This is a genomic window from Legionella fairfieldensis ATCC 49588 (assembly GCF_000621525.1).
Taxonomy (GTDB): domain Bacteria; phylum Pseudomonadota; class Gammaproteobacteria; order Legionellales; family Legionellaceae; genus Tatlockia; species Tatlockia fairfieldensis.
The window spans coordinates 1-25,535 of sequence record NZ_JHYC01000004.1 but is presented as its reverse complement, the minus strand read 5'-3'; the positions used below and the strand labels follow the sequence as shown (position 1 = coordinate 25,535).

Genomic DNA, 25,535 nt, shown 5'->3' with positions numbered 1-25,535 from the left:
AATTAAATTCGCAACACACTATTCAATAATTGACGTGTGTAAGCTTGCTCAGGAGCATTTAAAATTTGTTCGCAAGAACCTGTTTCTATTATTCTGCCTTCTCGCATGACAGAGACTTCATCAGCGATATAAGACACAACAGCCATGTTATGTGTGATAAACAGATAAGCCAAGCCTGATTCTTGCTGTAACTCTTTCAATAAATTGAGGATTTGTGCTTGTACCGATACATCCAGAGCGCTGGTAGGCTCATCACAAATTAATACTTCCGGCTCAGTGGCCAATGCGCGAGCTATACAAATCCGTTGCCGTTGACCTCCGGAAAATTGGTGAGGATAACGATGCAAACTATGAGCAGGTAGATTCACTTGCTCTAAAAGTTTCGCCAGTTTTTTATTAATTAATGCCGTACGTATACCCTGAGCGTGCAATCCTTCTGCTAAAATTTCACCGATGGTCATACGAGGATTCATCGAAGAAAACGGATCCTGAAAAATAATTTGTACTTTTTTACGGTAATTACGCAAAGCTCGTCCACGCAGTTTTCTCACATTTTCATCTCGATAAAAGATATCGCCCGCAGTAACAGGCAGAAGACGTAACAATGCCCTGCTTACTGTTGTTTTGCCACAGCCCGATTCCCCAACCAAGGCTAACGTCTTCCCTTTGTATAAAGTTAACGACAATCCATCAACGGCTTTAACCAGCTCTCGCGAGGAAAAAAATAATCGTTTCTTTGCTGAAAAATGAATTGATAAATGACTTACTTGCAATAATTTGTCATTCTGCTTCATCATGGGCTGCCAGTTTTGTTTCTCATAAGTTAAAAGAGGGGGTTTATCCTGTTCAGGATACAAATGACAGCGTACCTGTCTGTCTTGTCTCGTTTGTAATTGTGGCTCTTGATTCGCACAAGGAGCAAACACATGAGCACAACGAGGATGAAAACGACAACCGGCAGGCAAAGCATGCAAACCAGGCACAGAACCTGCAATGGCTTGTAACCGATGCTTGCGTTTGTTGAAATCGGGTAAGGACGCCAATAATTGCTGAGAATAAGGGTGTAACACCTGAGAGAAAAATTCAGCCACAGAAGCCTGCTCCACGATTTGACCTGCATACATCACACAAACACGATCAGCAGCAGCCTTGACAACACCCAGATCATGAGTAATTAATAACATGCTCATTTGATATTGATGCTGTAATTTTTTAAGTAGCCTTAAAATTTGAGCCTGAATAGTGACATCAAGTGCAGTAGTAGGCTCATCAGCAATCAGTATTTCGGGTCGGGATGCCAAAGCCATGGCAATAACCACACGTTGTTTTTGTCCTCCCGATAACTGATGAGGATACTGATAAAGTCGCAGTTGGGGCTGCGATAGTTCTACTTGTGTAAGAAGGTTAATTAAATGCTCTTGCGATCTTCTTCGTTCATTCTTTGGTAGACTTTCAACTAATTGCTCACCAATAGTTAACACCGGATTTAACGCCGTCATCGGTTCCTGAAAGATCATGGCGAGACGCCGCCCCCGCAAAGTTCGCATTACCGATTCAGGCAAACCTAATAAGTCTTGTCCTTCAAACCTGATTTCACTATGGAAACCATAGAACGCTTTATTAGGTAAAAGCCGCATCAGGGCCAGCGAGGTTAATGACTTACCGCAACCGGACTCACCTAATAAAGCGAGAGTTTCCCCTGCATTCAATGAAAAATTGATTTGGTCAACAGCAGTAATAGCTTGTTCTCTGTTTTGAAATGCTACACTGAGTTGAATAATGTCGACAAGATTAACCATAGACGCTGTGCAGAATGAAGAATTCTCACTGTAACAAGAGATCCAATAAGCAGCAAGATGTTTGCTGACAGAATGAGGTTAGCCACGTATAATTTTGCATGCCTGAAATCAGCTATGAATTCTGTAGCACCACTCATATAAGAAGAATAACTATGTTAAAAACTTCCATTTTTTTACTACTGGCTTTCTTGTCATGCGTTATACGAGCGAAAGAGCCTCCTCCTCTTTATCAGATTGATTTAATTATTTTTACCCATCAACCCTCTTCTGCAAATCCTGTCACACTGTCACTCAACTCTACCTTGTCATCCGATAATTTTCAGGCTATTCCCTTGCGAACAGTATCGCATAAAGATTTCATCCCCTATCATTTATTGCCTTCTTCTTCTTCTCAATTACAACAAGAATACCGGGCTTTACATCGAAAACCACAATATCGGGTTTTACTACACTATAGTTGGTTACAACCTTATAATAATCAACAGGCTATTCAATTACCCAAAGTTATTCAGGAGGGTTGGGAACTGGAAGGCAGGTTACGCATTCGACGTTCCAATTATTATCTTTTAAACGCTGAGTTGTTGTTTTCTCCTCTTACTGGTCATCAAACTCCTTTTACAGTAAGTCAAAATCAACGAATTAAAGGAGGAAGTGTTTATTATTTCGATCACCCACAAGTGGGAATGTTAATTAAAGTGCATCAACTTATCAGTTAACAAACGATTCGCCACGGTACTAATCAACTCGGCTATTGCTGACAGGCAAGTACGTTTAGCTGTTTCCGGGCGCCAATAAAGCGCAATGGTCCGTGAAGGCACGGGCTTCAGAAAAGGGATTATTTGTAAATTATTATCATTGATTTGAGAAACAGCCAAAGCGGGTAAAAGTGTCACGCCAAGCCCTGCTTGTACCATTAAACGCAATGTTTCAAGACTGGTTGCAGTAAAATCAGCGCGCACTTCGGCTTTCGCCAATTGACAAACGGCTATCGCCTGTTCACGTAAACAATGACCTTCTTCTAAAAGCATAACAGGTTGATTCACCAAATCAGAAAGAGTCATTTTATTTTTGTTTTTAATGGATGCGTTTGTCGTTGCAAAATAAAAAGGTTCTTCAAACAGAATCTCACTGCTAAATTCAGCCGTAATAGGTGTTGCCATTACCGCTGCATCCAACTGACCTGTCGATAGTTTATCGATTAACCGGGGTGTTTTATCTTCAACCAAAAAAACGCGTAACCCGGGAAAACTGGCCTGAATTACCGGTGTCACATGAGGCAATAAATAAGGAGCCAGCGTGGGAATAACACCTAAGCGCAACTCACCTACATAAGGATCGCTGGCAGCTTTGGCCATTTCTTTCATTTCAGAAATTTGCGTTAATATTTGCCGGGCACGAGGGACTAAAGCATTTCCGTTATCCGTTAACATGACCTGTTTATTAGTCCGTTCGAACAGCACGATACCTAATTCATCTTCCAGTTTTTTAATTTGCATGCTAAGAGTAGGCTGGCTCACATGACAACGCCTGGCAGCTTCACCAAAATGCTTCACATCAGCCAGAACAACAAAATAATGTAAATCACGTAAATTCATTTTTCTCGTGGTCAGTAGACTATGTTGGATATTCTTTGAAATTATACCGTGTCCTCAATCTGTTTGTCGAAGCGAAATTAAGCTAATTTGTAGTCGATAAACAGATTGTGGACACGGCCTAATATACATGACAGTGTAAGCTGAAGAATCAGGATTTACGCTGCCGGAGACGCCCCCAACAATCCCTCTTCATTGGTTTCATTTGTAGAAAAATCTTTTTTATTTTCCAGCAAAGCTCTAAAATCACTTTCTCTCCTGGTTGGTGCATTGCTAAAGAAAAACGAATTTCCTGTGCATTTCCGTGCTACACCTACTACAAGCCCCGCGATCACCAAACAGCCAAGCATCATCAACACGTCTGCAAAAAATCGTTTTCCCTGATCTCGTGGCTTAAACACGTCATGAGCAGTCTGCAATAGCTTCTGGCGTTGCATTTCAGGCGCTTCATTCGACAAACGTATCTCTATTGCCTTACGATAGAAAGTGATCAACTCGTTTTCATATTGCAAGGTTTCTTTTTCAGAAGAAAAACTTATTGTGTTAATTTCATTTTGCTTCCTTATTTTATAATCTCGCAACTTGATTAAATCACCAGAGATTCCTTTAGGTAAATCAGCTAATCGTTTAGATGCTTTTTGAAGCTCCTCATCAAGAATCGGGCATCCATTATCTTCCTTTAATTCCTCAGTTTGAGCCGGTAAGAGTGCCGATACAACCGGTGGTTCAGCGTCAATAATGGTTTCTTGTTGCATTGGCACAGGAACTGACTCTTGCGGCTCTTCGTTAACTTCCGAAGAATTAATTGCAACTTGCTCTTCTTTTTGCTTAAGCTTTTCAATTAACTGTTGAATCTGATCTTCAAACTCCACAAGCAGTTTACTCGTTGACAGTAGCTTAATTTCCTTTCTTAAACTTTCAATTTTGATTTCCACTGCTTTTTTAGCCGAAAACTCAGCCGGATGCTGCTGAAAATGAGTTTCTGCAGCCTTTTCATATTTGGCTATAATAGCCTGTTTTTGTTCTTCTTTCTTTTTCTTTTCCTGTTCTATCATGAATGCTCTTTTTGAGCTATCGTCATCAAGATCTGATTGCCAATTTTCATCATTAGTTTCATCTGTCAGATAGACTCTTCGACGAACAAGCGCTTTTTCCAGATCTTGCTTCAAAAAATCTCTATTATTTAATTTTCCTTTCTCCATTGACAAAACACTTTCTTTTTTCTTGTCGGTTAAATTTGACTGAGCAACCGGTTTTGATTTTTCCTGTTGCAATCCTGTTTTCCGAGCCAAAGGAAGTGGTGGTGGTGGCGGAGGAGGCAGAGCACTTTTGCTACTAATAGTAATAGATAATGTCTCTTGTTTCTGTTTTTTTTCTTCAAGTTTTTTCTGTTGTTCTTCTTTAAGAGAGATAATTTCTTTCTTTACCTTTTTAAGTTGTTCTCTCTGCAAAACCAGACTGTTATAAAGCTCATCTTGTGCTTTGTTACATTCCTGTAAACTGGCGATCACTTGTTCTTTTTCATAAATTTTTAATGAATTAGCATTAAGTCTCGCCTGAATATCGGTGACTGATATTTGTGGTTTAGGCTTATTTATACTCCCTTCTCTCCGATTGCTTTCTATAGACAAAAACTTTTCTGAGAGTTGTCGACTTAAATCCCTTATCTGCAACACCGGAGATTCGTTACTCTCGGTTGTAATCGTTTTCTCCATGACTGGTGGTCTGGCAGGCTTCAGCTTAATTGCGGTAAGTTGGTCGACGCTGATTCTCATTTCCGATTTTTTATTCTCTGAATCAGGCAACTCTTGTTTTGATTTACCCGGTTGTGCCTGAAGATTACGAGGTTTCATTGGAGCAGGAGGCGGCGGCGGAATCATACCTGGCATGGAAATTAAATGAGAACCAGTCGTTGCTGGCGTAAGGTCTTTTATTATTGCCTTAATTTCCCCAGAAGCGGTTTCTATTTCTTTTTTTACTCCGAAAATCAGATTTTTTTTATCTTCATTTTCTTTTTTTAATCTATCTGTTTCCAAATCCAGTTCGTTAGAACGTTGATGCAAAACATCTTTCTCTTTATTGAGCAAGACTGTAAACAGATTATTAGCTGCTTGCATGAATTTAGCTTTTATTTCTTCAGAAATAGGGCGTTTGCCAGCCAAAGATTGATGTTGCGCTATTGATTCGCTTTTTATAGCAAGAAAGTTATCGTAGTCTTCTATTGAAAGATCTTGTTTTTGGAGCAATGTTTTATAGGTTTTTACCCACGAAATGGTTTCTTCCCATTTTTCAAAATTTAATTTCAACATATACTTCTCCACTCTTAATTACAATATACAAATAATACATTTTTTTTATTAATAGATTATTAAGTGATCACAAAATGTGAAAAAAATCTTTATGATGGATAAAAATGATGTCTACGTACCGCTGCTTGTCTGCGGTACCCGGAAATTATGGACGAAACCAGCCTCTTCCTGCCGTGGAGAAATCACGTCACGGGGGTAATTCGATACTCTGAATTTTTTTGGCCTGCACAAAAAATCCCAAAAACCATAAACAATTTTTAATCATAAAGATCAAAATATACCCCAAAATAGACTATTCAGTCAGTATTTTCCCTTGTTTCAAATCGCTTAACGATGAAAAAACCTGTTTTTTCTTAAACTTTTTGCATCGAGGTAAACAATTTCGTATAGTCACGCTTTTTAGTTCTAGCGAAATCAATGACTGCTGTTAGTATCCCGGTAAAAACAACAAACCCTTTTGGTATTTGGTTCATTGGCGTATCCTTTGTGTTGTTTCAGTTTTTTCTTCAATTATCTTCTGGCGTAGTTATAGGCGGCATTATGCAGGAGATGAACCTTTCTGCTTTGGAAGCTGGACTTATAAGCAGTGCGTTCTATTATATTTACACAAGCCTGCAAATTCCCGTGGGTATGCTTTTTGATAGAAAAAGTGCTCGTTTTTTATTAACGGGTACCGCCCTGATATGTAGTTTTGGTTGTGTTATTTTTGCTCAAAGTCATACCCTTGGTTATTTAATTACAGGGCGATTATTAATAGGAGCCGGTTCTGCCTTCGCTTTTGTTGGTTTATCTCATTTGTTGAGAGAATATTTTCCTTTAAAACAATTTGGTTTTTTAATTGGTTTATCAGAAACATTGGGGTTTCTTATTACAGTGTTTGGTATGATTTCAATGGGGCATGTCATTCACCAATGGGGGTGGCGCAGTTTCATTAATAGCTCAGCACTTATCGGTCTTTTCATTGCTACTTGCTGTTGGTATTTTATCCCCAATAATTCACCACGCAATCTGCCTGTAATCAACCAACAGGCACCCTTGTTAAAAATTTTGCTCAATGGCAAAGCATGGATTAATGGTTTGTTTGTCAGTTTAAGTTTCACTGTGATTACTGTTTTTGGCGCCATGTGGGCTGTGCCCTTTATTCAGGTAAAACTCGGTTGTGATTTACAACAGGCGAGCAAAATTGATGCCATGATTTTTCTCGGCGCAGCAGTTAGCTGCCCTCTTTTTGCTAAACTTGCGAGTACTTTGGATCGTAAACCATTAATGTTAGCTTCTTGTTTGTCCACTGCCTTTTTATTCCTGGGTGTACTTTACCTACCTATTCACAGTAGCTATTTTTTAACTCTGTTATTATTTATGATCGGTGTTTGCTGCGGTGCTTATATGCTGTCCTATTCAATTGCCAATGAACTGGCCCCCAAAGACTCCTTATCGACTTGTACAGGGTTCACAAATACACTTGCCATGCTTAGCGCTCCTTTAATCCAACCATTAATTGGCTATTTACTGGATCTTTCTAACAAGTCAGGCCAGGGATATAGTTTGACCAGTTATCAATATGCTCTTACTCTTATTCCGGTCAGCTTGCTTATTGCCGCTGGACTTGTCTTTTTTTTACCAGAGAAAATAAAATCCACACAGACTTGAGCCTGGCATTGTTATTACCCGATTCGGACTGGAATTGATAACCAAGTCTGAGTACACTAGCACTTTTGACAACAGTGAAGTAAAAAATGAATTATGCTCTTCTTGACAAGCCTTCTCTGCAAACCAATGAATGTTTGGTGCTCGGTCTTTTTTCCGATGACCCTTTTCCAGAGTTTGTGCATTCACTCGATCAGCAACACAACAATCTTATTAGCCGCCTGTTTACTAAACTTGGCGAGGCTGGTGATTCAATGTGGCAATCTGACATCGAAGGTCATAGTTTATTATTGCTTCATTGCGGTAAAAAAACAGAATTCGATCTGATCAGTTTAAACAAACGCTTGACTGAAATAACCTCCGCGCTTATTAAACAACGGGTTCGCTCCACAAGTATTTGTTTGCCGGCAATTACTGATTTCGATGCCGATTGGCAAGTGCAGCAAATGCTGCTGCAAATGGATGCTCAGCTTTATCAATTCAATGAATTCAAGACCAAAAATAATAAACCGCTTAAACTTGAAAAGGTACAGTTTTATTTACCCAACGCTTCTAAAGAAATTATAAACAGAGCAAAAGCAATTGCAGCAGGAGTCCAGTATGCCCGTAACCTGGCTGATTTACCTGCCAACATTTGTACACCAACCTACCTTGCCGATCAGGCGATATTCCTGACCGAACAATATGATCAACTCACTGCAAAAATTATGAAGCCTGAAGACATGAAGGCCATGGGCATGGGGGCGCTGCTTGCTGTAGCTCAAGGCAGTGCAGAAGAACCTCGTTTGATAGAAATGCAGTATAATGGTGGCGGCGATGCCCCTCCTATTGTTCTGGTAGGTAAAGGTATTACCTTTGATTCCGGCGGATTATCTATAAAACCTGCCAATATGATGGATGAAATGAAGTATGATATGGCAGGTGCCGCAAGTGTTTTTGGTACACTCAGAGCATGCCTGGCACTTCAATTACCTGTTAATGTAATTGGCTTGATAGCCAGTGCTGAAAATATGCCCAGTGGAGCAGCAGTCAAACCTGGAGATATTGTCACCAGTATGTCTGGTCAAACCATTGAGATATTAAATACTGATGCAGAAGGACGTTTGGTACTTGCTGATGCTTTAACCTATGCAGAACGTTTCAAGCCTAAACTGGTTATTGATTTGGCAACACTGACTGGCGCTATGGTTGTCGCATTGGGTTCCGTTACGACAGGTTTTATGACAGAAGATGATGAGCTAGCCGGTCAAATCCTTCTCGCCGCCAGGGAAAGTAATGATAAATGCTGGCGTATGCCTTTAGAGGATGCCTATCAGGACGCTATTGATAGTCCCGTGGCCGATATGATTAATGCGTCTTTTGATCGCAGCGCGGGGGCTATTACTGCCGCCTGTTTTCTCTCCCGTTTCACTAAAAAATATCGCTGGGCACATTTAGATATTGCTGGAACAGCCTGGATTTCAGGAAAAAAACGAGTTGCCACAGGACGCCCGGTACCCCTTCTTATTCAGTTGCTACGCCATGCCGCCAATTCGCGTTGATTTTTACTTGCTAAAAAGCAATCAGGCACAAGCTCGCTTATTGCTAATCTGCCGATTACTGGAAAAAGCGTACTTGCGTGGGCATCGCATTTTTGTTTATTGCGACAACCAAAAAGATGCCGAGGAGCTGGATGAGTTACTTTGGACTTTTAAAGACAACAGCTTTATCCCGCATAATTTACAGGGAGAAGGTCCTGAACCTCCTCCGCCCATTCAAATTGGTTATAGTAACGAACCTCGCGGATTTGACGATATTTTATTTAATTTATCCGCCGAAGTTCCGAGTTTTTATTCACGTTTTCGGCGGATAATAGAAATCGTTCTGAACGAAGAGACAGCTAAAAAATCAAGTCGTGCACATTATCGTGAGTACCGCGCTAAGCAGTGCGAATTGCAGACTCACGAAATTGCTTAACGACTAAAAACAAAGCGATCTGGTATTTTGATCTTCCTTACCGCCGTCTTTAGGCTGCTCCACGCCGTTTGGCCATTGAGCAACAACAGGCAACTCTACATTCAGGCTGTTCCGGGTTGAATTTGTCCCAATCTTGTCTTTCCAGGAGGAAGGAGAAGCACCTAAAACACCAATAATGGTTGCATAAGTATCATTGTTTTTTCTTGTTCTCTCTATAAACTTCGACACCTCCTCTGGGAGGAAGCGCATTTTTATAGAACTGATATTATTAGAATGAATTATTGCAATGGGTTTAGGATTATCACGTTTTGAAAACGACACAGGAATTTGTCTATACTGACAATCGAGCACTAATTTTTTAAATGCATCAGCTTCACAAAAAATAATCGCATTATTTTTATGAATTACGATTAGATTTTGCATTTTATCTAATGGACGCTTAGTGATAGGACAAACCAGCGCTTTAACCGCTTCTTTATATTCTTGATAATCGTTCTTCTGCTTCTGCTTCTCGGCATCACTTATCGTTGTGGACTGATCTATTCTATCAAGCAACTGTTGTTCTTCTTCAGAAGAAAGCAGAACATTGGAAGAGGAGGATTGGCATTTATCAATTTGAGTCAAGCAATCATCCCAGGTATGTTGATTGTATATTTTTACCGGGTAAAAAAACGCAGCCCTTAAACCCTGAGTTGCCCCCACAAAGGCACCTTTCAGGAGATGTAAGCTTATAAAACCAGGTAAAAAAAGAAAATACAGTATTGCACTGGTTAGATGGGGAAGATCACCAGTGTGATCCCAAGATTGTTTCTTCAACCAATGATTAGCTTCCAAAAAACCAGCTAATATACCAGAGATTGCGCCAATGAAAAAACCTGCTATTCGACTGAAAACTTCTTTGAAGTTGAATTTCATTTTAAAACCCTAAAATGTTCCTATTTTGACTCTAGTGTTCAATAATACATTAATTTTTTCTTAATTCAAATTTATCTGTGAATAAAAGATAATGTCATTAATATTGGCTAGTGACTATAAGTTTTCCTCAAATAATGCATTAAAGCACGTAAAGCCATTGCTTCTCCTCCTTCAGGTTTACCGGGTTTTGAACTGACATTCCATGCCATAATATCAAAATGAACCCATGATACCTTTTTTGCAACAAAACGCTGTAAAAATAACGCAGCACTAATTGCACCCGCGTAAGAGGAAGCACTTGCATTCGCTAAATCGGCAATAGAAGAATCGAGCATTGACTCATACCCTTCAAACAAAGGGAGACGCCAGACAGGATCATTAACAGCCAGTGAAGAATTCATAAGTAGTTGAGCCAATGTTTCATCATTACAAAACATGGCAGCGATATCGGTACCTACAGCAACACGAGCAGCGCCTGTCAATGTCGCAAAATCAATTAACAAATCGGGCTTTTCTTCACAGGCTTTAACCAGGGCATCAGCCAATACTAAACGGCCTTCTGCATCCGTATTATCAATTTCAACGGTCAGTTTATTACGCATGGTTATTACATCACCCGGTCTGAACGCATCAGGACCAATCGCATTTTCAACAGCAGGAATATACAGTTCAAGATAAACGGGTAATTTCTGCTCCATGACCCATCGAGCTAAAGCAATGGCATGAGCAGCTCCACCCATGTCTTTTTTCATTAAACGCATTGCTGTTGAGGGTTTAATGTCCAATCCCCCACTATCAAAACAAACCCCTTTTCCTACCAACGTAATATGAGGGTGGGTTTTATCTCCCCAACTTAACGATAATAATCGCGGTTCCTTCACTGAAGCACGCCCTACGGTATGGATAGCAGGGAAATTAGCGGTTAATAATTCTTTGCCTGTCCAATATTCATAATGAGCATCATACTTTTCTGCAAGCTGAGTCACGATAGTTGCCAACTCTTCCGGGCTTAAGTCATTAGTGGGTTTATTAATCAAATCCCGCACCAGAAAAATAGCAGACGACTCCGCCAGAATGGCTGCCAGAGACTCCTCCTCTATCAGTAAAATACGCGGTAACCAATCCTGCTTTTTATAATCCGCAAACCGGTATTGCGCAAGCGACCAAACCACAGAAGCAGTGTGAGATAAAACCTGTTGCGGTGCATAATGCCCCGGAGGTAAACGGGTTGCTGCATGAGCAAGCGCTAAAATCTCATTACCATTATGAATACCGATATAAGCCTTGCTAATGCCGTCTTCTTGATCAGGGATAAGACACACATCACCTGACTTCGCTGCAAATTGTTGAGTAGCAAAACAGTTTCGTTCGAAGGTAGTGAACGTTTCTTTCTTATTTTCCCACTCCTGGGTAGTGATTAAAAATAAGGGGATCGCCTGTTGAGAATAGGTTTCGTAAAATATACTCGGGCACATAACTACTCCTTCATCTGACCACGAAATTGCGCGAGTCGAACACCGGTCAAACGCAAAATCATTAAATAAATAAACACCGAAGCCACGACATGCATCATCAACAACATCAAGCGCATCACAGCAGTCTGACTCATCCAGGCATCAAGATTCCCTGTCACTATAAAGAGATAAAAGACAATCGTACTATTTGCCAGTATTAATTGCAGTATAAATTTCTTCCACCCCGCAGCCGGCTTGTAAATACCTCGGCGGTATAACAGCATGATCAATAACCCACAATTGACATAACCGGCTAAAGCAGACGCCAAAGCAAGACCTGCATGCGCCAAAGGCCAGATTAGCAACGCACAGAGAATTGAATTAACAACCATGGCAATAGCACCCACTTTAACCGGTGTTTTGATATCCTGACGAGAGTAAAACCCGGAAGCAAGAACTTTGACCATCATAAATGCTGGTACACCTGAAGCAAGCGCAATCAGGCTTTTTTGCGTTTGCAAAAGATCATTGATAGAAAAATTACCATAGGCAAAACAGCTCGCAATAAGAGGCATGGAAAAGCAAGCTAATCCCAAACCGGAAGGTATGCCGATTAACAAAATCGAGCGTAACCCCCAATCCAGTGCCTCTGAAAATTTCTCAATGCTTTGCTCGGTGTAACGTCTGGATAAATGAGGCAAGATAACCGTCGCAATAGCAACACCAAATACACCGAGAGGAAAATCCGTAAGTCTATCCGTATAGTATAACCAGGTCACACTACCTACTTTTAAAAAAGAAGCAAAAATAGAATCGATCATCAGGTTAAGTTGCGCAATAGAGACACCGAATAACGCTGGAACCATTAATTTTAAAACCCGTTTTACACCCGGGTCATTCCACATCACTTTAGGCTTGACAAGTAATTTCCGCTGATAAAGAAAAGGAAGCTGAAATAAAAACTGCGCGATACCAGCAATTAAAACACCCCATGCCAGACCCACCACAGGTTGCTCTAAACGAGGGCTTAGATAAAGAGCAGCCAAAATCATACAGATGTTTAATAATACCGGGGTAAAAGCCGGAACACCAAAATAGCCATAAGTGTTTAAAATTGCTCCAGCCATAGCGGTTAATGAAACAAGCATCAGGAAAGGAAAAGTTAAACGCAACATCTCGGTAGCAAGCACCGAACGAACACTACCTTCACCAAATCCGGGCGCAAACAAAAAAATAATGAGTGGAGCCGTCAATACACCAATGACGGTTACTAAAGAAAGAACAGCCCCTAACTGACCTGCAATACGGGCAATAAATAAACGTACATCATCCACAGGCCGTGTTTTTTGATACTCCGTAAGTACTGGTACAAAAGCCTGTGAAAAAGCACCTTCGGCAAAAAGGCGGCGCATAAAATTAGGAATTCGGAATGCAACGTAAAATGCATCCATTCCAGCTTGTGCGCCAAACAGTTGCGCAATTAACATATCCCGTACAAACCCTACCATACGGGAAAGCAACGTCATTATTGACACCAGTGAAGTAGAGCGCAACAGACTTTGTCGTTTAGGTATCATGGTTTCAATCGCTGACATAATTTAAAGTAGTTTGAAGAAATGCTCTATGATATACCCGTTCAGTGAAATCCGGAAAGTATATTGACAAATTCTGTTCCATTGTGCATGATCACCGTCTTTTTTGTGACATCTGAACGAGTGGAGATTTTAAGTGGCAAATATTAAATCAGCGATAAAACGAGCCCGTCAAAACGTAAAATTACGTCAGCATAATGCAAGTGCGCGTTCCATGTACCGCACTTATGTTAAAAACGTAATTAAGGCTGTTGAAGCTGGCGATCAGGAAGCCGCACGGGCTGCCTATACCAAAGCCCAACCTGTCATTGATAAAGCGGCTGATAAGGGGTTGATTCATAAAAATAAAGCCGCTCGAATCAAGAGCCGTTTGAATGCCCGTGTTAAGGCAATGGCTGCTTAATACTGCTTCTTTTATTCGAATATATATAAGCAAACGAATCGGCACGACCGAATTCGTTTGTTTTATTCATTTAACCAGAATGGAGCCAGATTGATTGGTTCTATTATTTGTTGTTCACACTGATCAAATCTGACCTATTTTTTTACTGGCCAATATCTTTGTTATAATTGGATTGGATTCAATTCAACGCGCATCAAGCAAACGTAGGCTGGGCTTTACAGCCCCCTTTACTGAAATCTAATCGCATAATTAGACAATTGGGTGAAACAAAACAAGGAGATTGGAAGAGCGCTTATTGACTAGTCTTTGGCTGTTGTGGGAATGGAGGTAAATCAACAAGATCTACAGTTTACACATAGCCCTTTCATTTCCACCGTATAGCTCATAATTTCAAATTCAATCATTGCCGCTGATTGGGTTACAGGAGTAAAATCAACAATATCATCTAACTCTTTGACAAACTCACATTGACTGCAAATAAGAAACTTGCTCTGTCCAATGTGTTTTCCATGTGAACACGCAACATAAGACTTGAGGCTATCAATGCAATGAATAAATCCCTCCTGATGCCAAAACTGGATAGCGCGATAGATAGTGGGTGGATTATGTTTGCCCATTTCATTAGATAGTCTTTGTAAAATATCATAAGCCCCCATAGGCTTCGATTCATCGAGAAGTATTTTTAGTACACGTTCTCTGGGTGCAGTAAATCGATAACCATTTTTGACGCAGTGTTTATATGCCTCATTTAGCAAGCCCTCAATCATTGTTTGTACTACCTCCTGATTCCAAGGTCTTAATTCTACCATAAATATAACACCGAGCTGTTCCTGTGGGGTAAACCAGCACAATTAAAATTTAAAAATGTTATATTGTAACACAAAATAAAGTGTTATATTATACCACTTATATGTTATGTTGGAGTGAAATTCATGTTTAAAAAACTATCTGTAACTGTATTATCAGGTGATCTCGATGCAGGAAAACAAATGATATGTGCCGAAATCAACATTGCTGCACAGACGCCAGGAGCTTGTTTTCATTCTTGGAATTGATATCGATACAATCACAAAAACGCTCGAAACATGTTTGCTTTCTGAAGAGGAAGATGCATTAGGAAAGAGTGTTGGAAGCACTTTGTAGATCCATTCCCACATTGAGCTTTTGTAGAAACTTGGTTTGCAATCATTTTTTATTTCATCCTCTTTAACCCCCATTAATAAGGTGTTGTATGTCTTTTAAGTATTTTCGTTTTTACCTTTCTGAATCAGAAACCTATGATGAAAAAGAATTGGCAGAAGTTTTGGAACAATATCGATTGATATTGGGTGTTCGCAAAGATCTTGGGTTTATTCGTGCCTCATTTGCTTTAATGAGCGCAGATACAAGCATTAGCATTTTATGTGAATCAGAAGACGATATTGAAATAGAAAAAGAGAAATGGCGGGATTTTTTACAAAAAAACAATATTAATCTCAAAGAAAATATAGAGTATGAAGTGCTTCAGGAGGAAGAACGATTCAAAATCCATTGTGCACATGATCAACATTGTTCTCATGACCATCATGACCATCATGACCATCATGACCATCACGACCATCATGACCATCACGACCATCATGAACATCACAAACATCACGACCATCACGACCGTCATTGGTTAAAAGCTGGTATCGGTTTAGTATGTGGCATAGGATTGCTCATACTCTCCGTTGCAAGCGTCAACATCCCGATGATTGCCTATTATTTAATTACCGGTTTCTCTGCTTTGGTCACTTTATATCTAGGGCACAAAGTATACCAATCTGCCTGGCGTTCTTTGATGCAAAAGAAATGGGATATGAGCACTTTATATACCATAAGTACTTTAGCAATTCTTGGGATTTCTATTGTCAGTTTATTTGTTCCAAGCTTACCCATGATGCTTGAGTCAGCCCCCCTTATTTTAGGATTTTGGCACTTGGGCGAGGCGATTGAACATACTTTATTGGATAAAATTAATAAAAAACTGGATATACGGGATTGTGCCTCTGAAACCGCCTTATTAAAAGACGGTGTAGAACATGAAATTTTGGTCAAACAACTAATCCCTAATGATATTATTATCATAAAAAAGGGGGAAGTTATTCCTGTTGACGGTGTTTTAACGCAACCAGCACTATTATATACCACAAGAGTGGACGGTTCACCTTATCTAAAACAATTTGCCCCAGGAACTGCTGTAAAGGCAGGGATGTGTTTAGCTAATCATCTAACACAAATAGAAATGCAGGTTACAAAAACGCACCAAAACTCCTACCTGTCGTTAATTGAAAAAAATATAAGCAAAGCAAATGATAAAAAAGCACCTGTTGAGCTAGTTGCAAATAAAATATTGAAGTATTTTGTTCCCGGTTTGCTGGCCGTTGCTCTGGTATCCGGAGTTGTCGTGGGCTTATTATTTCCTCCTGCACTTGCTATTCAATGTGTCATCTCCGTTCTTGTCAGTGCATGCCCTTGTGTACTGAGCATGATTACACCAATGGCAGTTAGAATTGGCATGAAAAAAGCCTCCGAACAGGGAATCCATTATAAAGACGGTAACATATTGCAGGCGGCTTCAACTATTGACACTGTCGTTTTTGACTTAAATGGCACGCTTACTCAAGGAGAGGTTTCCGTTAATGCGATAAAGATGGATGATAAAAACAAAGGACTTTTGAAGTATTTTGCATTGTTAGAAGGAAAGTCTTCTCATCCTGTAGCAATAAAAATTAAGAAATACATAGAAGAACAAGGTGTCGTTGTTGATGAATCATTAAAAATAACGTCAATTGATACAAGTCATCATTCGGGTATTAAAGGCACAATTTTTGATGAGGTATTAATTTCTGAGAAGGTATTTATGATTGGCAACAGTGATATGCTTCGTGCCAATGGCGTTGGGGTTATCAACTCACCTTATCAGGACGTTAGAAACGGCACCCTTTATATGGTACTAGGTAAAGAGGTGGTTGGACAAATCGCTTTAACGGATCACTTGCGTCAAGATGCCAGAGCAACAGTAAAACAATTACAATTAATGGGGAAGCGGGTTCATATTTGTACTGGTGCTGATCAAGAAACCGCAGAACAATACGCTCGGTTATTGGGTATTTCTACTGATAATATTTGTGCAAATACGGTAGGGGTAGCTGCTACAGATAATGAGAGATCCAAAGAAGATTACATTCGGCTGTTGCAAAGCCAAGGGTGTAAGGTTGCCATGGCAGGTGATGCTGCTAATGATCTTACGGCTATTGCATCTGCAGATTTAGGGATTGCAGTAAAGTCAAACATTGGTGATACGTTAACGGAGCAACGTGCGGGCATGGTTGTTCAACAAGGCTTACTATTCCCTATTGCAACGGCATTTGACGTTGCATCAAAAACCAAACAAAACATTTTTCAAAATTTGTTCGTGAGTCTCACCTATAATTCGGTGATTACATTGGTGGCGGCAGGATTATTTGTTGCTTTAGGCTTTGCGTTGAATCCCGCTCTTGGTGTTGCTTTAATGGTTGTAGAGTCAGCGATTGTTTTAGCTAATTTATACCGCTTAAAGCATCAAGAAACAGTATCTCTTGCCTCGAATATCGAGAACGACCGTGAAACTGAACATACTGAGGAAACAACCTCAAAAATGCTCAAAGGGCTAAATTTTAGCCCAAAATCGTCATCAGAACAAATAGCTTTAGCAGAGGAAGAGCATTTACTGGGACATTCCGTTGGATCAACGTCCTCTGGACATCAATACCCATTTTTTAAAAATACGCCTCCTACGCCCGGAGAAATTATTGTAGATCAATCGCTTGTTTTCAATTGAACAAGATTCAGGTTTAAGAAAGTTATCAATTTGCAACGTGGTTTGAATCAGTTAATAAGGTGGACATAAAATTGGCTATTTAATTGACTCAAACGTAGGCTGGGCTGAAAAGCTCAGCCTACGCTCCCTTCTGTGAGTGTCGTTTTCCCAATAATATCATTTCATCGCTAACTAAATCCTGAGTCAGGTATTTAAATGTCTAAACATTTTTTTATCAAAGCTAACTATTTCTTCATTAAGTAATTTACGTGCTTCATTTTGCTTCCTGATGATATCAAAAAAGCCATAGGAATGACCAGAAAGGCTGCTTTTTTCTAATCGCAATGATTTAGATTCTTTTATAAAAATAGTTCTTTCTTTTAAAAATTCTCTTAAAAAATAATCAAACGTGGATAAATCGTTAAATGCATTGGAAACCAGGATTTCGCGAAAATTTATTTCATTTTTCGAGTCAGAAACTGTCCCTGTACAAGCCACTCCACAGGGGATATTACCAACAAAACTTTGAGATAAATTTGGCACCTTACTTCTTGGATGATGAAATTCAAAATCTCCATTTATTGCAGCCAATGCAGGAATAGGGGGAAGAAAAATAAAATCAGTGTCTTGTTTTAAAATATTATTCGAGATTAATACCGCCATACCTGTTACATCTTTTGTAACCAGATAAGAAAAACACATCCCACTTACAGAATCTTTATAAAACCCTCCGAATATTCCATCTGAATAGGATAGTGTTAAAGGACGCTGCTTTTCTTGATTAATCACATAGCCAATATTCATTTTTTTAAAATCAGGAAATCCTTTGGATTCAAACTCTACCCCACGATATATAATACAGTAAGGTTTATCCTTAAAAGCCCACTCCAGATTAATGATGTTTTTAATAAGAAAAAGCTGTGGATCATACTGATGAATTATTTCAAAAATTTTTACTTGCGGTCCAAATGATTCAAAAATATCAGTATTTATTTTATTGGATTTTACGATATTTAATATGCTGTTGACCATTTCTTCAATTAATGCGTAAAATGAGTTTTCAGCTAACTTATAATGGGTCAAATAAATTGAAATAATATTATTAAACTGAATCCATTCATTAATTACTTCTTCACGATTTAGATAATCTTTACAATATTTATAATATCCGATATTTTTATCAGGACACCAATCAAAAATGATTCTTCTTCTCTCTCTGATCCATTGTTTAAATGGGCGAGAGGCCTCTTCACTATCTTGATTAAGCTGCTCTGCTAATTGATCATAGTTATTGGGTGTTATTTTTTTTGCTGCAAAATCCAGGTCCAGCTGATGATAGCGTTGATCTATCTTTAGAATCTCCGTAGAAAAATCACCGAGACGTTCAAAGAAAGAGCGAATATAAGCTAATTGGTAGAGGGATTTGGGTACATACATCACCTGATAACGAGGATCTATAGCCTCAATTTTGCGTTTAATAAATTCGTGTTCATTCGTGTTAAGCAATTCGATATCTTCATTCGATAAGCGATTTATTTCCAATTTATTTTCGGGATTAACCGACATAGGAAAACGATAAATCGTTAAAATTTTATAAATTGCATTTAATTTTTGAGGATCTCGTAAATCCTCTATGGCGCGATCAAACATTAAAACGACTTCGCAGTTTGAATATTTCATAAATTTTACCTAAATTTGAAAATTAATTGTTTTATTCAAATTTTTAGACGATACAGGTTTAGTAAGGAATTGATTAGCGCCTGATAAGAGGCATTCTTCTCGAAGGCGTTCGTCGCCATGTGCGGTTACCATGATAATAGGTATTGTCCGATAAAGACGAATGGCTTTAAGCACTTCTTTTTCCGATAGATCGGGTAATCATAGGGTTGTTCCATTAAGCATTGCAAGCCCTCGTTTCCACTAGAAGCCATAGTAAGGTAATAGTTTGGCTCTGGAAGAAAACAATAATATAGGCGCTGACAAACCATGCCATCCTCAATAATTAGAATAAGCAACGCCCCTGAAGTTTTTTTAAACAAGATTTAATCTTGAATTGAGCACATATTTTTCAATTTCACTATGATACTCCCCCTCTCCCGCGGAGGGAGCGTTGATAGTATGATGGTGCTTTTCGCGGGAGAGGGTTGGGGAGAGGGCATGTTACGGATGGTCATCGATAACGAGATGTGGTCCTACCGTGCTCAAAATTACCAGCTTTACCAAATATGAAAGCGAAGCTGAGCGTATTTTTACTCTATTAGGTGGAACAATCTAAAGCAATTAATAGAAAAATCAAAGAGATGCGGCTAGCAACCATTTGGCTTGCTGAGAAAAAGTAATATTTAACGCTTGTTTATAGACTAACATGATCTTTTATTATACAATGGGGGTCGCTGTAAAATATGGAGTTGTTCGCTATGCCAACGAATACAGTAGTATCTCAGAGAAATCAAGAACCACGAAGGGAAATAACCACTATCCCAGAAAAACCATTTTTAAATCTATCTTACAAATATACTTCGGATGATGTCGACCAAAGTATGCAGGCGATGCTGAAATGGAAAAACTACCATTTTGCAGAAAAATGCAATTATTTGTTAGAAAAAACTTATGAGGAACACAAAAATACCTTTCTTGTTGCCCTCACTCCTCCCGTCGACCAGGAGTCTTTGCATTCAACCGCTATCGATTACTTTCTTAATAAAACAAAACAGTGTATTTCAGACGCTCACGTTCTTACCAATAAATTAAACCATGATACCTTGGCAACACTGCAAGCGCTTCCTAATAATGAAGAACAAATTCATTTATTAAAAGAAACCTTGCAATCATCTATTGGTGCCAAAAGTGACAATATTTATCCTACACTATTAGCTCATTTACAAGCACATGAATTCAATAGAGAGCGTCTAAAAGAAGCTTATGATAAAGCGTGGGACGATTTACATGATGTATTCGACGAGGTGATGCCGTCCCTTTTAAACAAGCCTGGCCTGGCCGTCAAAATTTTATTTCCTTATCTCAGCGGAGAACGGCTGAATAACATTGATGGCCATTGGCTTACAGGGGAAATACAAATCAGGAGAAAAAGCAATCACTATCAAATCGAAATGACTGCTCATGACCCGTTTGGTGGAGGACAAATAAAGCCTGATATTGCAAACGATTTGCAAGCCAGCATTGCAAAGCGCATGGCTGAGTGCATTGCTAAAATTCATCCTGCGGAAAAGCCAACTTTTACATTTGCAGCAATTCAAAGCACTTATTTTTCATGCCGGCAATTGGATAAGGTTTCTTGTGGCGTTATTGCCGTTGAAGAATTAATGAAACGCCTTGAGGGTCATTCCCTTGATGGAGTGCAGTACAAAAAAGGCTGCACTGATTTAAGAACCCTTCAATACGACAATCGTTGGAAATATTCAAAAAGCGATTTAAATCATTTAAAAACGGCCCCCTCTTCAGTGAAAGAAAAGACCGCCTCTTTGTCTCCTTCCCACTTAAAAAATGGCGATCAGGAAACCAGGAGGGCGCTTCATTTTTTAGATATTGATGAAGCCGAATTAGAACGCATCACGGACAATGATGCTCGATGGAATAAAATTCACTACAAACGCTTGGTAAGAGAGCTTATCTACTCTTCTATATGCAGAACTTACGCAATGGATGAAGCCTCGATGTTAAGAGCGCTGGATATCATGGAAGCGCATCTTATGATAACCAAGACCCAAAATGTTGAAAATCAGCAACCCCAAGAAAATCAGCAGCAATCAGTCGGGCTAAAGGATTTAAAATTAAGAGGCAATTATCAAAAAAGCAATCGTAATCGCCGAGGTTCTGTGATGGAGCTCGGCAAAAAACCGGTAGGAGTTGAACCTGGTTTTTTTGCAAGTCTTGTTGAAGATCAAGTGGCTTATCTTGAGCGGTGTTTTCCTGAGCGCCAGGCACGATTGGACTATTTTTATAATCAATGCAGTGGTGATTTAGCAAAACTTTACCATGATAACGCACAGGAGTTACCCAAGTATTTAGTTAAGATGGATTACACGCTAATCAGCGAAGGACGTGTTGCTCCTGAGCGAGAGAATTTAAAACGCACTCATGTTATCCAGAGGGCTTATCAAGTGCATCCACTCTGGGGAAGTCTCTGTGTTGAAGCATTTCGTTTCTATAAGATAGGCTCGCCGCTTGAGAAAAATCGGGATGCCGTGTTGGAAGCCCTGGCCAATGATTTGGCCCGTGCAAGCGGTATGAATGTACAAGAGCAAACGCTTCTTCCAGGAATTTACGAAAATGGTGATCTTAAATTGTTGCTAAAAGGCAAATGGTTGAATAATGCTACTACCTTGGGTCCTTTGAAAGGAGGCAGCAACCAATTTCCCTACCATAACTATCGTGCAAAAAAGACTGATCTAAGGCAGCCTGCTGGTATTTGCTATATAGCAAATCATTCCATTGCTGATTTAGCCTCCCATTTTGCCACTCTATTAGTACAAGGAGATTATGATGGCATAGGCGAAGAAGGCGGCAATAAGTTAGAAATTAATCAACAGCTTTTTGGTATTGATTTTGGTCATGCCTATCGTGGGGAAAATCAAATTATTCAGCACTTATTGCCGAATTGGCATTTACCGGTAAAGCTTCTATCACGTTATAAGAATTTTTCTATTTTCCATGACAGCAGACGCAGTGAATTGGCGCAAGGCATGCTTATTTATGCCAAACTGGCGGGCAGAGATACGAATGATTCAGCGCTGCATCATGACGTCGCTTTTAGGGAGCGGCTTGAGGACATTGAAAGCAACGCTATTGAAAAATTAATTGATGACTACATTAACCGTTTTCAAAACCTTGCTGAAAAAGAGCCACACCACAAGGCGCATTATTTAGCCATTGTTGAGGCTGTTAAGGGAACTAAAAAAAGAGTTCTGGATGCGATTAAGAAATTATTGGATAAGTTGGGAGATAACATCTACCTTCCTCCCCAACTTCTGGATTGCCTGGATCATTTAGAAAAAATTTCCTTAGGCAAAGAGGGAACCTCTTTGCGTTCACCCGATGGTACTGTGGCATTGCAGCATTTAAGGGTAGTCGATGAAGAACAGCTTATTCCTTGGTCGGTTGTCGAGAATGACGATCGCTATCGATTTTCTGCTAAGGTTTCGAACAGTAAGAGAGCTGAGAAAGTAGCCGACTTTTTAAGATTGTTTCTTACTCAGCAGCGAACCTTTCAAATGGAAAATGGAACCATTACTTTTTCCGTTATGAAAGATGAATTTCAGAAGTTCGCAGCCGAAATTGCTGAAGACATCATTAAGCAGCGCTTTCATCAGGATGACTATACGCATTACCAGGAATTAGTGCAGGAACAAGCAATAATTGATTTTACTTGTCACTGGAAAAAGGAAGTGGATGCTTATAGCCTGACTTTTGCGCTGGAGGACGAAGCGGATAAATCTTATGTTCTCACCTTGGAGAAAAAAGATAAGGGCATTTATACCGCGGAAGAAGCAGCAACGTTAACCAGGCTACTTCCTAAAGGAACTTTTATAGAAGACATGTTTGTCATTTATTTGTCTTCTCAGGATCTCAATGAGTCTTTGGAAGGTTTAACCCAACTAAAAAACAGTCTCCCCAAAAAAAATGTCATCAGGCCAAACCTCCCTTATCAACCTAAAAAAAGAAGGGACATGGAAGACGAAGAATTAAAAGAAAAAGTACCGCAAGAAATAGAGAAAATGGAAGGTATTGAGTTGGATGTAATGAAACATCATTTAATAAACGATCCTCATAAAGGCTTTCTAAGCGTTTTAGCCATTATTAGAAATGGCGACCTCCTGGGCTTGCAAGCCTATCTGCTTACCCATCATGTTGATGAGCCAGTCGATAAAATGGGAAATACCCTTCTCCACTATGCTCTCAGCGAAAACCAGCCTATTCTGGTTCGTTATTTGTTGGAAACCGCCAAAGCTAATCCACTGATAAAAAATAAAGAGGAAAAACCAATTACTCCTATCGGTTTAGCTATTAACTATCGAAAAACTGACCATTATTTGCAGCTGGCGCTAAAGCGTATTAATGAGAGTGCCTATGACTATAAGGAGCCGCCATTACAGCTTTCTCAGCAGGAAACTCTGGCAGCGCATACTAATCCTGATAAGTTGTTGCAAGCACTTGAAGACAGGCGCTTGGAAAGAGAAAAAGAAATCATGAATCCCGCGATTCTTAAACAATTCATATCTGAATTAGAAAAACTTTTTGAATATGGGTTTAAAGTTTTTAAAGAAACCCAGGCGGATAAAAAAAGCCACCTGTCTAAAGAAGCGCAGCCATCGTTTATTGATTTCTGGAAAGAGTTATGCAGCATCCAGCAAGACAGTCCGTTGTTTGGTGATTCGGAGTTCAAAAAATTACAAACTTACCATCAAAAATACACGAATAAAAGCACCGAATTACGCGCCAGGATTAGCTACTCTAATAAAGTGAAGGACGGTTTAAGTTCAAACCAGGACGAAGTCCAGAAGTGGGCTTTAAAGGAAGTGGGTAAACTAGCGCCCGCAAAGTCCACGGAGAACTCAGAGAGCCGTGATCTGGTTGTTGCTCAGAAACAGATAAATTCTCACTTGGTCACATTAAATAAAACTTACAATGACCATATGATTAAAGAAAGACAATATCGACAAGCTGAATTTAATCGTCAAAAAGAAAAGCGCGAAATATGGAAAGAAGATAAAAAAGCTCGCTTGCAAGCGCAATGGACTTACTGGGTCAAAAAAGCAGCCATCGCTAATCCAAATTCGTTGGCAGTAGATGTAGTTTTTCATATCCTTTCATCCCGTATCCTTTTAATAGCGAGTGATTCGCTGTGCGAAGATGATCAATTTGATCGCCTACTGTTTCATTGTGCAACCCAAAGTCAAAATGAAACCATGAAAACCTACTGGGGACCTATTTTACAAGGCCTTGTAGTATTAGGAGCTAATCCAGAAAAAATCTTTCAGAAGCTACTCCACCAGGATGATAAAACTAACCATCAAGATTTGTCGATTGCAATTGTCTACGCCTTGGGGATCTCTTCAGGTTTTATGTTAACGCACCTGCAACAACGGGCAAAATATTTGGAAAACTGCATTATTGAAATGGAAAAGACTTTAGAATCACTGGCTGGTGCGGCCAGTAATTTCGGCAATCAATTGCACGAGGCTGTATACGATCCTGGCTTCCTGCGGCGCCTTTTCTCTAACAATCGTAACCCGCAAGACGGCAGAGAGGAACGTGCCAGGCTTCTGGCTGCCCTGATGCAAATTATTCAGCTACTGTTTAATGACGACTTGCAAGTCGACCCTATAGCGAAAGATAAACTACTTGATCCCAAGGAAGTTGACAAGCAACTGCAACTCAATAAAGACAAACGTTCTCTCCTGGATAAGGCACGAAAAAAATATTATGAAATTGAAAAGCAATGCGATAACTTAATATTAGAGGCAGGAAAAATTGTTGGCTGGTATAGAGAACTCGGTAAAAAAGAATTTGATGCCATTAAAACAGTCATGGGCGAGCTTGAGAATATATTGACGAAATTAAGTGAAAATCGACAGCGTGAAATAAATGCTTTGAGTTTAATGCAGGCAAAAATAAAGATAAACCAATCAGAAAATACGGCCAGGAAAGAACACGAAGGACGAGTGCAGGCTGAAAAAAAGGTTGAAGAAGTCACAATAGCCGCCAGACAAGCTATGGAGAAGGCAGAGCAAGAAGCAGCAGCAAGGAAAGAAGCTGAGACACAAGCGGAGAAAGCCAAGGAAACGGCAGAGAAAGAAGCAACAGCAAGGAAAGAAGCTGAGACACAAGCAGAGAAAGAAGCAACAGCAAGGAAAGAAGCTGAACGGCAGCTCGATGCGCGGAACAGAAAATCCTTAATGAAGGCGTTGTGCAAAAAGCTTGATGGATTACTTTCCTTGCCCTCGCAAGAGATAGAGGCGCATTTACAGGCAATCTGTAAGAAAAAAGCGACGGACTGGGAGAAATCACCGGAGTATATGAAGAAA

16 protein-coding genes and 1 pseudogene are annotated in these 25,535 nt (G+C 39.7%); 8 read left to right on the top strand and 9 right to left on the bottom strand.

Translation table 11 applies throughout. The annotated features are described in order from the left end of the window. Positions 1 to 2 precede the first annotated feature (2 nt). Complete coding sequence (locus T345_RS0101115; RefSeq protein ID WP_028387711.1) at positions 3 to 1,799, bottom strand: ABC transporter ATP-binding protein; 1,797 nt, start codon at positions 1,797 to 1,799, stop codon at positions 3 to 5. A gap of 152 nt (positions 1,800 to 1,951) precedes the next feature. Between T345_RS0101115 and T345_RS0101110 the strand changes: the two genes are divergently transcribed. Further along, a complete protein-coding gene (locus T345_RS0101110; protein ID WP_028387710.1) occupies positions 1,952 to 2,515 on the top strand; it encodes a CsiV family protein in 564 nt (187 codons plus the stop codon). Here T345_RS0101110 and T345_RS0101105 read toward each other — a convergent pair. Together T345_RS0101105 and T345_RS0101100 are read right to left on the bottom strand one after the other, a co-directional pair. Then, entirely contained in the window at positions 2,486 to 3,394 is a 909-nt protein-coding gene (locus T345_RS0101105; protein ID WP_028387709.1) for a LysR substrate-binding domain-containing protein, read from the bottom strand. The two genes, T345_RS0101110 and T345_RS0101105, sit on opposite strands and share 30 nt — an antisense overlap. Before the next feature lie 155 nt (positions 3,395 to 3,549). Continuing rightward, positions 3,550 to 5,700, bottom strand: a complete 2,151-nt coding sequence (locus T345_RS0101100) for a hypothetical protein (RefSeq protein ID WP_028387708.1) — start codon at positions 5,698 to 5,700, stop codon at positions 3,550 to 3,552. A gap of 417 nt (positions 5,701 to 6,117) precedes the next feature. Here T345_RS0101100 and T345_RS0101095 point away from each other — a divergent pair, with 417 nt between their 5' ends. The 3 genes from T345_RS0101095 to T345_RS0101085 all read left to right on the top strand — a co-directional run bounded on the left by T345_RS0101095 (position 6,118) and on the right by T345_RS0101085 (position 9,303). Then, complete coding sequence (locus tag T345_RS0101095; protein ID WP_084273702.1) at positions 6,118 to 7,350, top strand: MFS transporter; 1,233 nt, start codon at positions 6,118 to 6,120, stop codon at positions 7,348 to 7,350. A gap of 86 nt (positions 7,351 to 7,436) precedes the next feature. Further along, positions 7,437 to 8,888, top strand: a complete 1,452-nt coding sequence (locus T345_RS0101090; protein ID WP_028387706.1) for a leucyl aminopeptidase — start codon at positions 7,437 to 7,439, stop codon at positions 8,886 to 8,888. Then, positions 8,869 to 9,303 (top strand): DNA polymerase III subunit chi, encoded by a 435-nt coding sequence (locus tag T345_RS0101085; RefSeq protein WP_028387705.1) that lies wholly within the window; start codon positions 8,869 to 8,871, stop codon positions 9,301 to 9,303. Before T345_RS0101090 ends, T345_RS0101085 begins: the two co-directional genes overlap by 20 nt. A gap of 3 nt (positions 9,304 to 9,306) precedes the next feature. Here the strand turns inward: T345_RS0101085 and T345_RS0101080 are convergent, their stop codons facing one another. The 3 genes from T345_RS0101080 to murJ form a co-directional block, all read right to left on the bottom strand. Then, positions 9,307 to 10,218, bottom strand: coding sequence for a hypothetical protein (locus T345_RS0101080; RefSeq protein ID WP_028387704.1), 912 nt, complete (start codon positions 10,216 to 10,218; stop codon positions 9,307 to 9,309). Between the two features lie 107 nt (positions 10,219 to 10,325). After that, on the bottom strand, positions 10,326 to 11,693 hold the full coding sequence (locus T345_RS0101075; RefSeq protein ID WP_028387703.1) for a leucyl aminopeptidase family protein: 1,368 nt from the start codon (positions 11,691 to 11,693) through the stop codon (positions 10,326 to 10,328). A 2-nt stretch (positions 11,694 to 11,695) separates the two neighbouring features. Next, positions 11,696 to 13,267 (bottom strand): murein biosynthesis integral membrane protein MurJ, encoded by a 1,572-nt coding sequence (gene murJ / locus T345_RS0101070; RefSeq protein ID WP_028387702.1) that lies wholly within the window; start codon positions 13,265 to 13,267, stop codon positions 11,696 to 11,698. 133 nt (positions 13,268 to 13,400) lie between these two features. Between murJ and rpsT the strand changes: the two genes are divergently transcribed. Beyond that, on the top strand, positions 13,401 to 13,667 hold the full coding sequence (gene rpsT, locus T345_RS0101065) for a 30S ribosomal protein S20 (protein WP_028387701.1): 267 nt from the start codon (positions 13,401 to 13,403) through the stop codon (positions 13,665 to 13,667). A gap of 332 nt (positions 13,668 to 13,999) precedes the next feature. On the opposite strand, the gene T345_RS0101060 is transcribed toward rpsT, so the two are convergent. After that, complete coding sequence (locus T345_RS0101060) at positions 14,000 to 14,434, bottom strand: Fur family transcriptional regulator (protein ID WP_028387700.1); 435 nt, start codon at positions 14,432 to 14,434, stop codon at positions 14,000 to 14,002. Between the two features lie 165 nt (positions 14,435 to 14,599). Here T345_RS0101060 and T345_RS15500 point away from each other — a divergent pair, with 165 nt between their 5' ends. Together T345_RS15500 and T345_RS13205 are read left to right on the top strand one after the other, a co-directional pair. Beyond that, positions 14,600 to 14,722, top strand: a complete 123-nt coding sequence (locus T345_RS15500) for a hypothetical protein (RefSeq protein ID WP_278044093.1) — start codon at positions 14,600 to 14,602, stop codon at positions 14,720 to 14,722. A 176-nt stretch (positions 14,723 to 14,898) separates the two neighbouring features. After that, positions 14,899 to 17,511 (top strand): heavy metal translocating P-type ATPase, encoded by a 2,613-nt coding sequence (locus T345_RS13205; RefSeq protein WP_051555072.1) that lies wholly within the window; start codon positions 14,899 to 14,901, stop codon positions 17,509 to 17,511. Positions 17,512 to 17,694: 183 nt separating this feature from the next. On the opposite strand, the gene T345_RS0101045 is transcribed toward T345_RS13205, so the two are convergent. Continuing rightward, positions 17,695 to 19,170 (bottom strand): hypothetical protein, encoded by a 1,476-nt coding sequence (locus tag T345_RS0101045; RefSeq protein ID WP_028387699.1) that lies wholly within the window; start codon positions 19,168 to 19,170, stop codon positions 17,695 to 17,697. A 9-nt stretch (positions 19,171 to 19,179) separates the two neighbouring features. Further along, positions 19,180 to 19,353 (bottom strand): annotated as a pseudogene (locus T345_RS15535) (response regulator); the annotation flags it as partial. A gap of 554 nt (positions 19,354 to 19,907) precedes the next feature. On the opposite strand from T345_RS15535, the gene T345_RS13200 reads away from it, so the two are divergent. After that, a partial coding sequence (locus T345_RS13200; protein WP_035917907.1) for a hypothetical protein occupies positions 19,908 to 25,535 on the top strand: 5,628 nt, incomplete at its 3' end.

Bases quoted from the DNA above. Each gene is read 5' to 3' on its own strand.
- T345_RS0101115 (WP_028387711.1), bottom strand. From the start codon at position 1,799: ATGGTTAATCTTGTCGACATTATTCAACTCAGTGTAGCATTTCAAAAC.
- T345_RS0101110 (WP_028387710.1), top strand. From the start codon at position 1,952: ATGTTAAAAACTTCCATTTTTTTACTACTGGCTTTCTTGTCATGCGTT.
- T345_RS0101105 (WP_028387709.1), bottom strand. From the start codon at position 3,394: ATGAATTTACGTGATTTACATTATTTTGTTGTTCTGGCTGATGTGAAG.
- T345_RS0101100 (WP_028387708.1), bottom strand. From the start codon at position 5,700: ATGTTGAAATTAAATTTTGAAAAATGGGAAGAAACCATTTCGTGGGTA.
- T345_RS0101095 (WP_084273702.1), top strand. From the start codon at position 6,118: ATGACTGCTGTTAGTATCCCGGTAAAAACAACAAACCCTTTTGGTATT.
- T345_RS0101090 (WP_028387706.1), top strand. From the start codon at position 7,437: ATGAATTATGCTCTTCTTGACAAGCCTTCTCTGCAAACCAATGAATGT.
- T345_RS0101085 (WP_028387705.1), top strand. From the start codon at position 8,869: ATGCCGCCAATTCGCGTTGATTTTTACTTGCTAAAAAGCAATCAGGCA.
- T345_RS0101080 (WP_028387704.1), bottom strand. From the start codon at position 10,218: ATGAAATTCAACTTCAAAGAAGTTTTCAGTCGAATAGCAGGTTTTTTC.
- T345_RS0101075 (WP_028387703.1), bottom strand. From the start codon at position 11,693: ATGTGCCCGAGTATATTTTACGAAACCTATTCTCAACAGGCGATCCCC.
- murJ (WP_028387702.1), bottom strand. From the start codon at position 13,267: ATGTCAGCGATTGAAACCATGATACCTAAACGACAAAGTCTGTTGCGC.
- T345_RS0101060 (WP_028387700.1), bottom strand. From the start codon at position 14,434: ATGATTGAGGGCTTGCTAAATGAGGCATATAAACACTGCGTCAAAAAT.
- T345_RS15500 (WP_278044093.1), top strand. From the start codon at position 14,600: ATGTTTAAAAAACTATCTGTAACTGTATTATCAGGTGATCTCGATGCA.
- T345_RS13205 (WP_051555072.1), top strand. From the start codon at position 14,899: ATGTCTTTTAAGTATTTTCGTTTTTACCTTTCTGAATCAGAAACCTAT.
- T345_RS0101045 (WP_028387699.1), bottom strand. From the start codon at position 19,170: ATGAAATATTCAAACTGCGAAGTCGTTTTAATGTTTGATCGCGCCATA.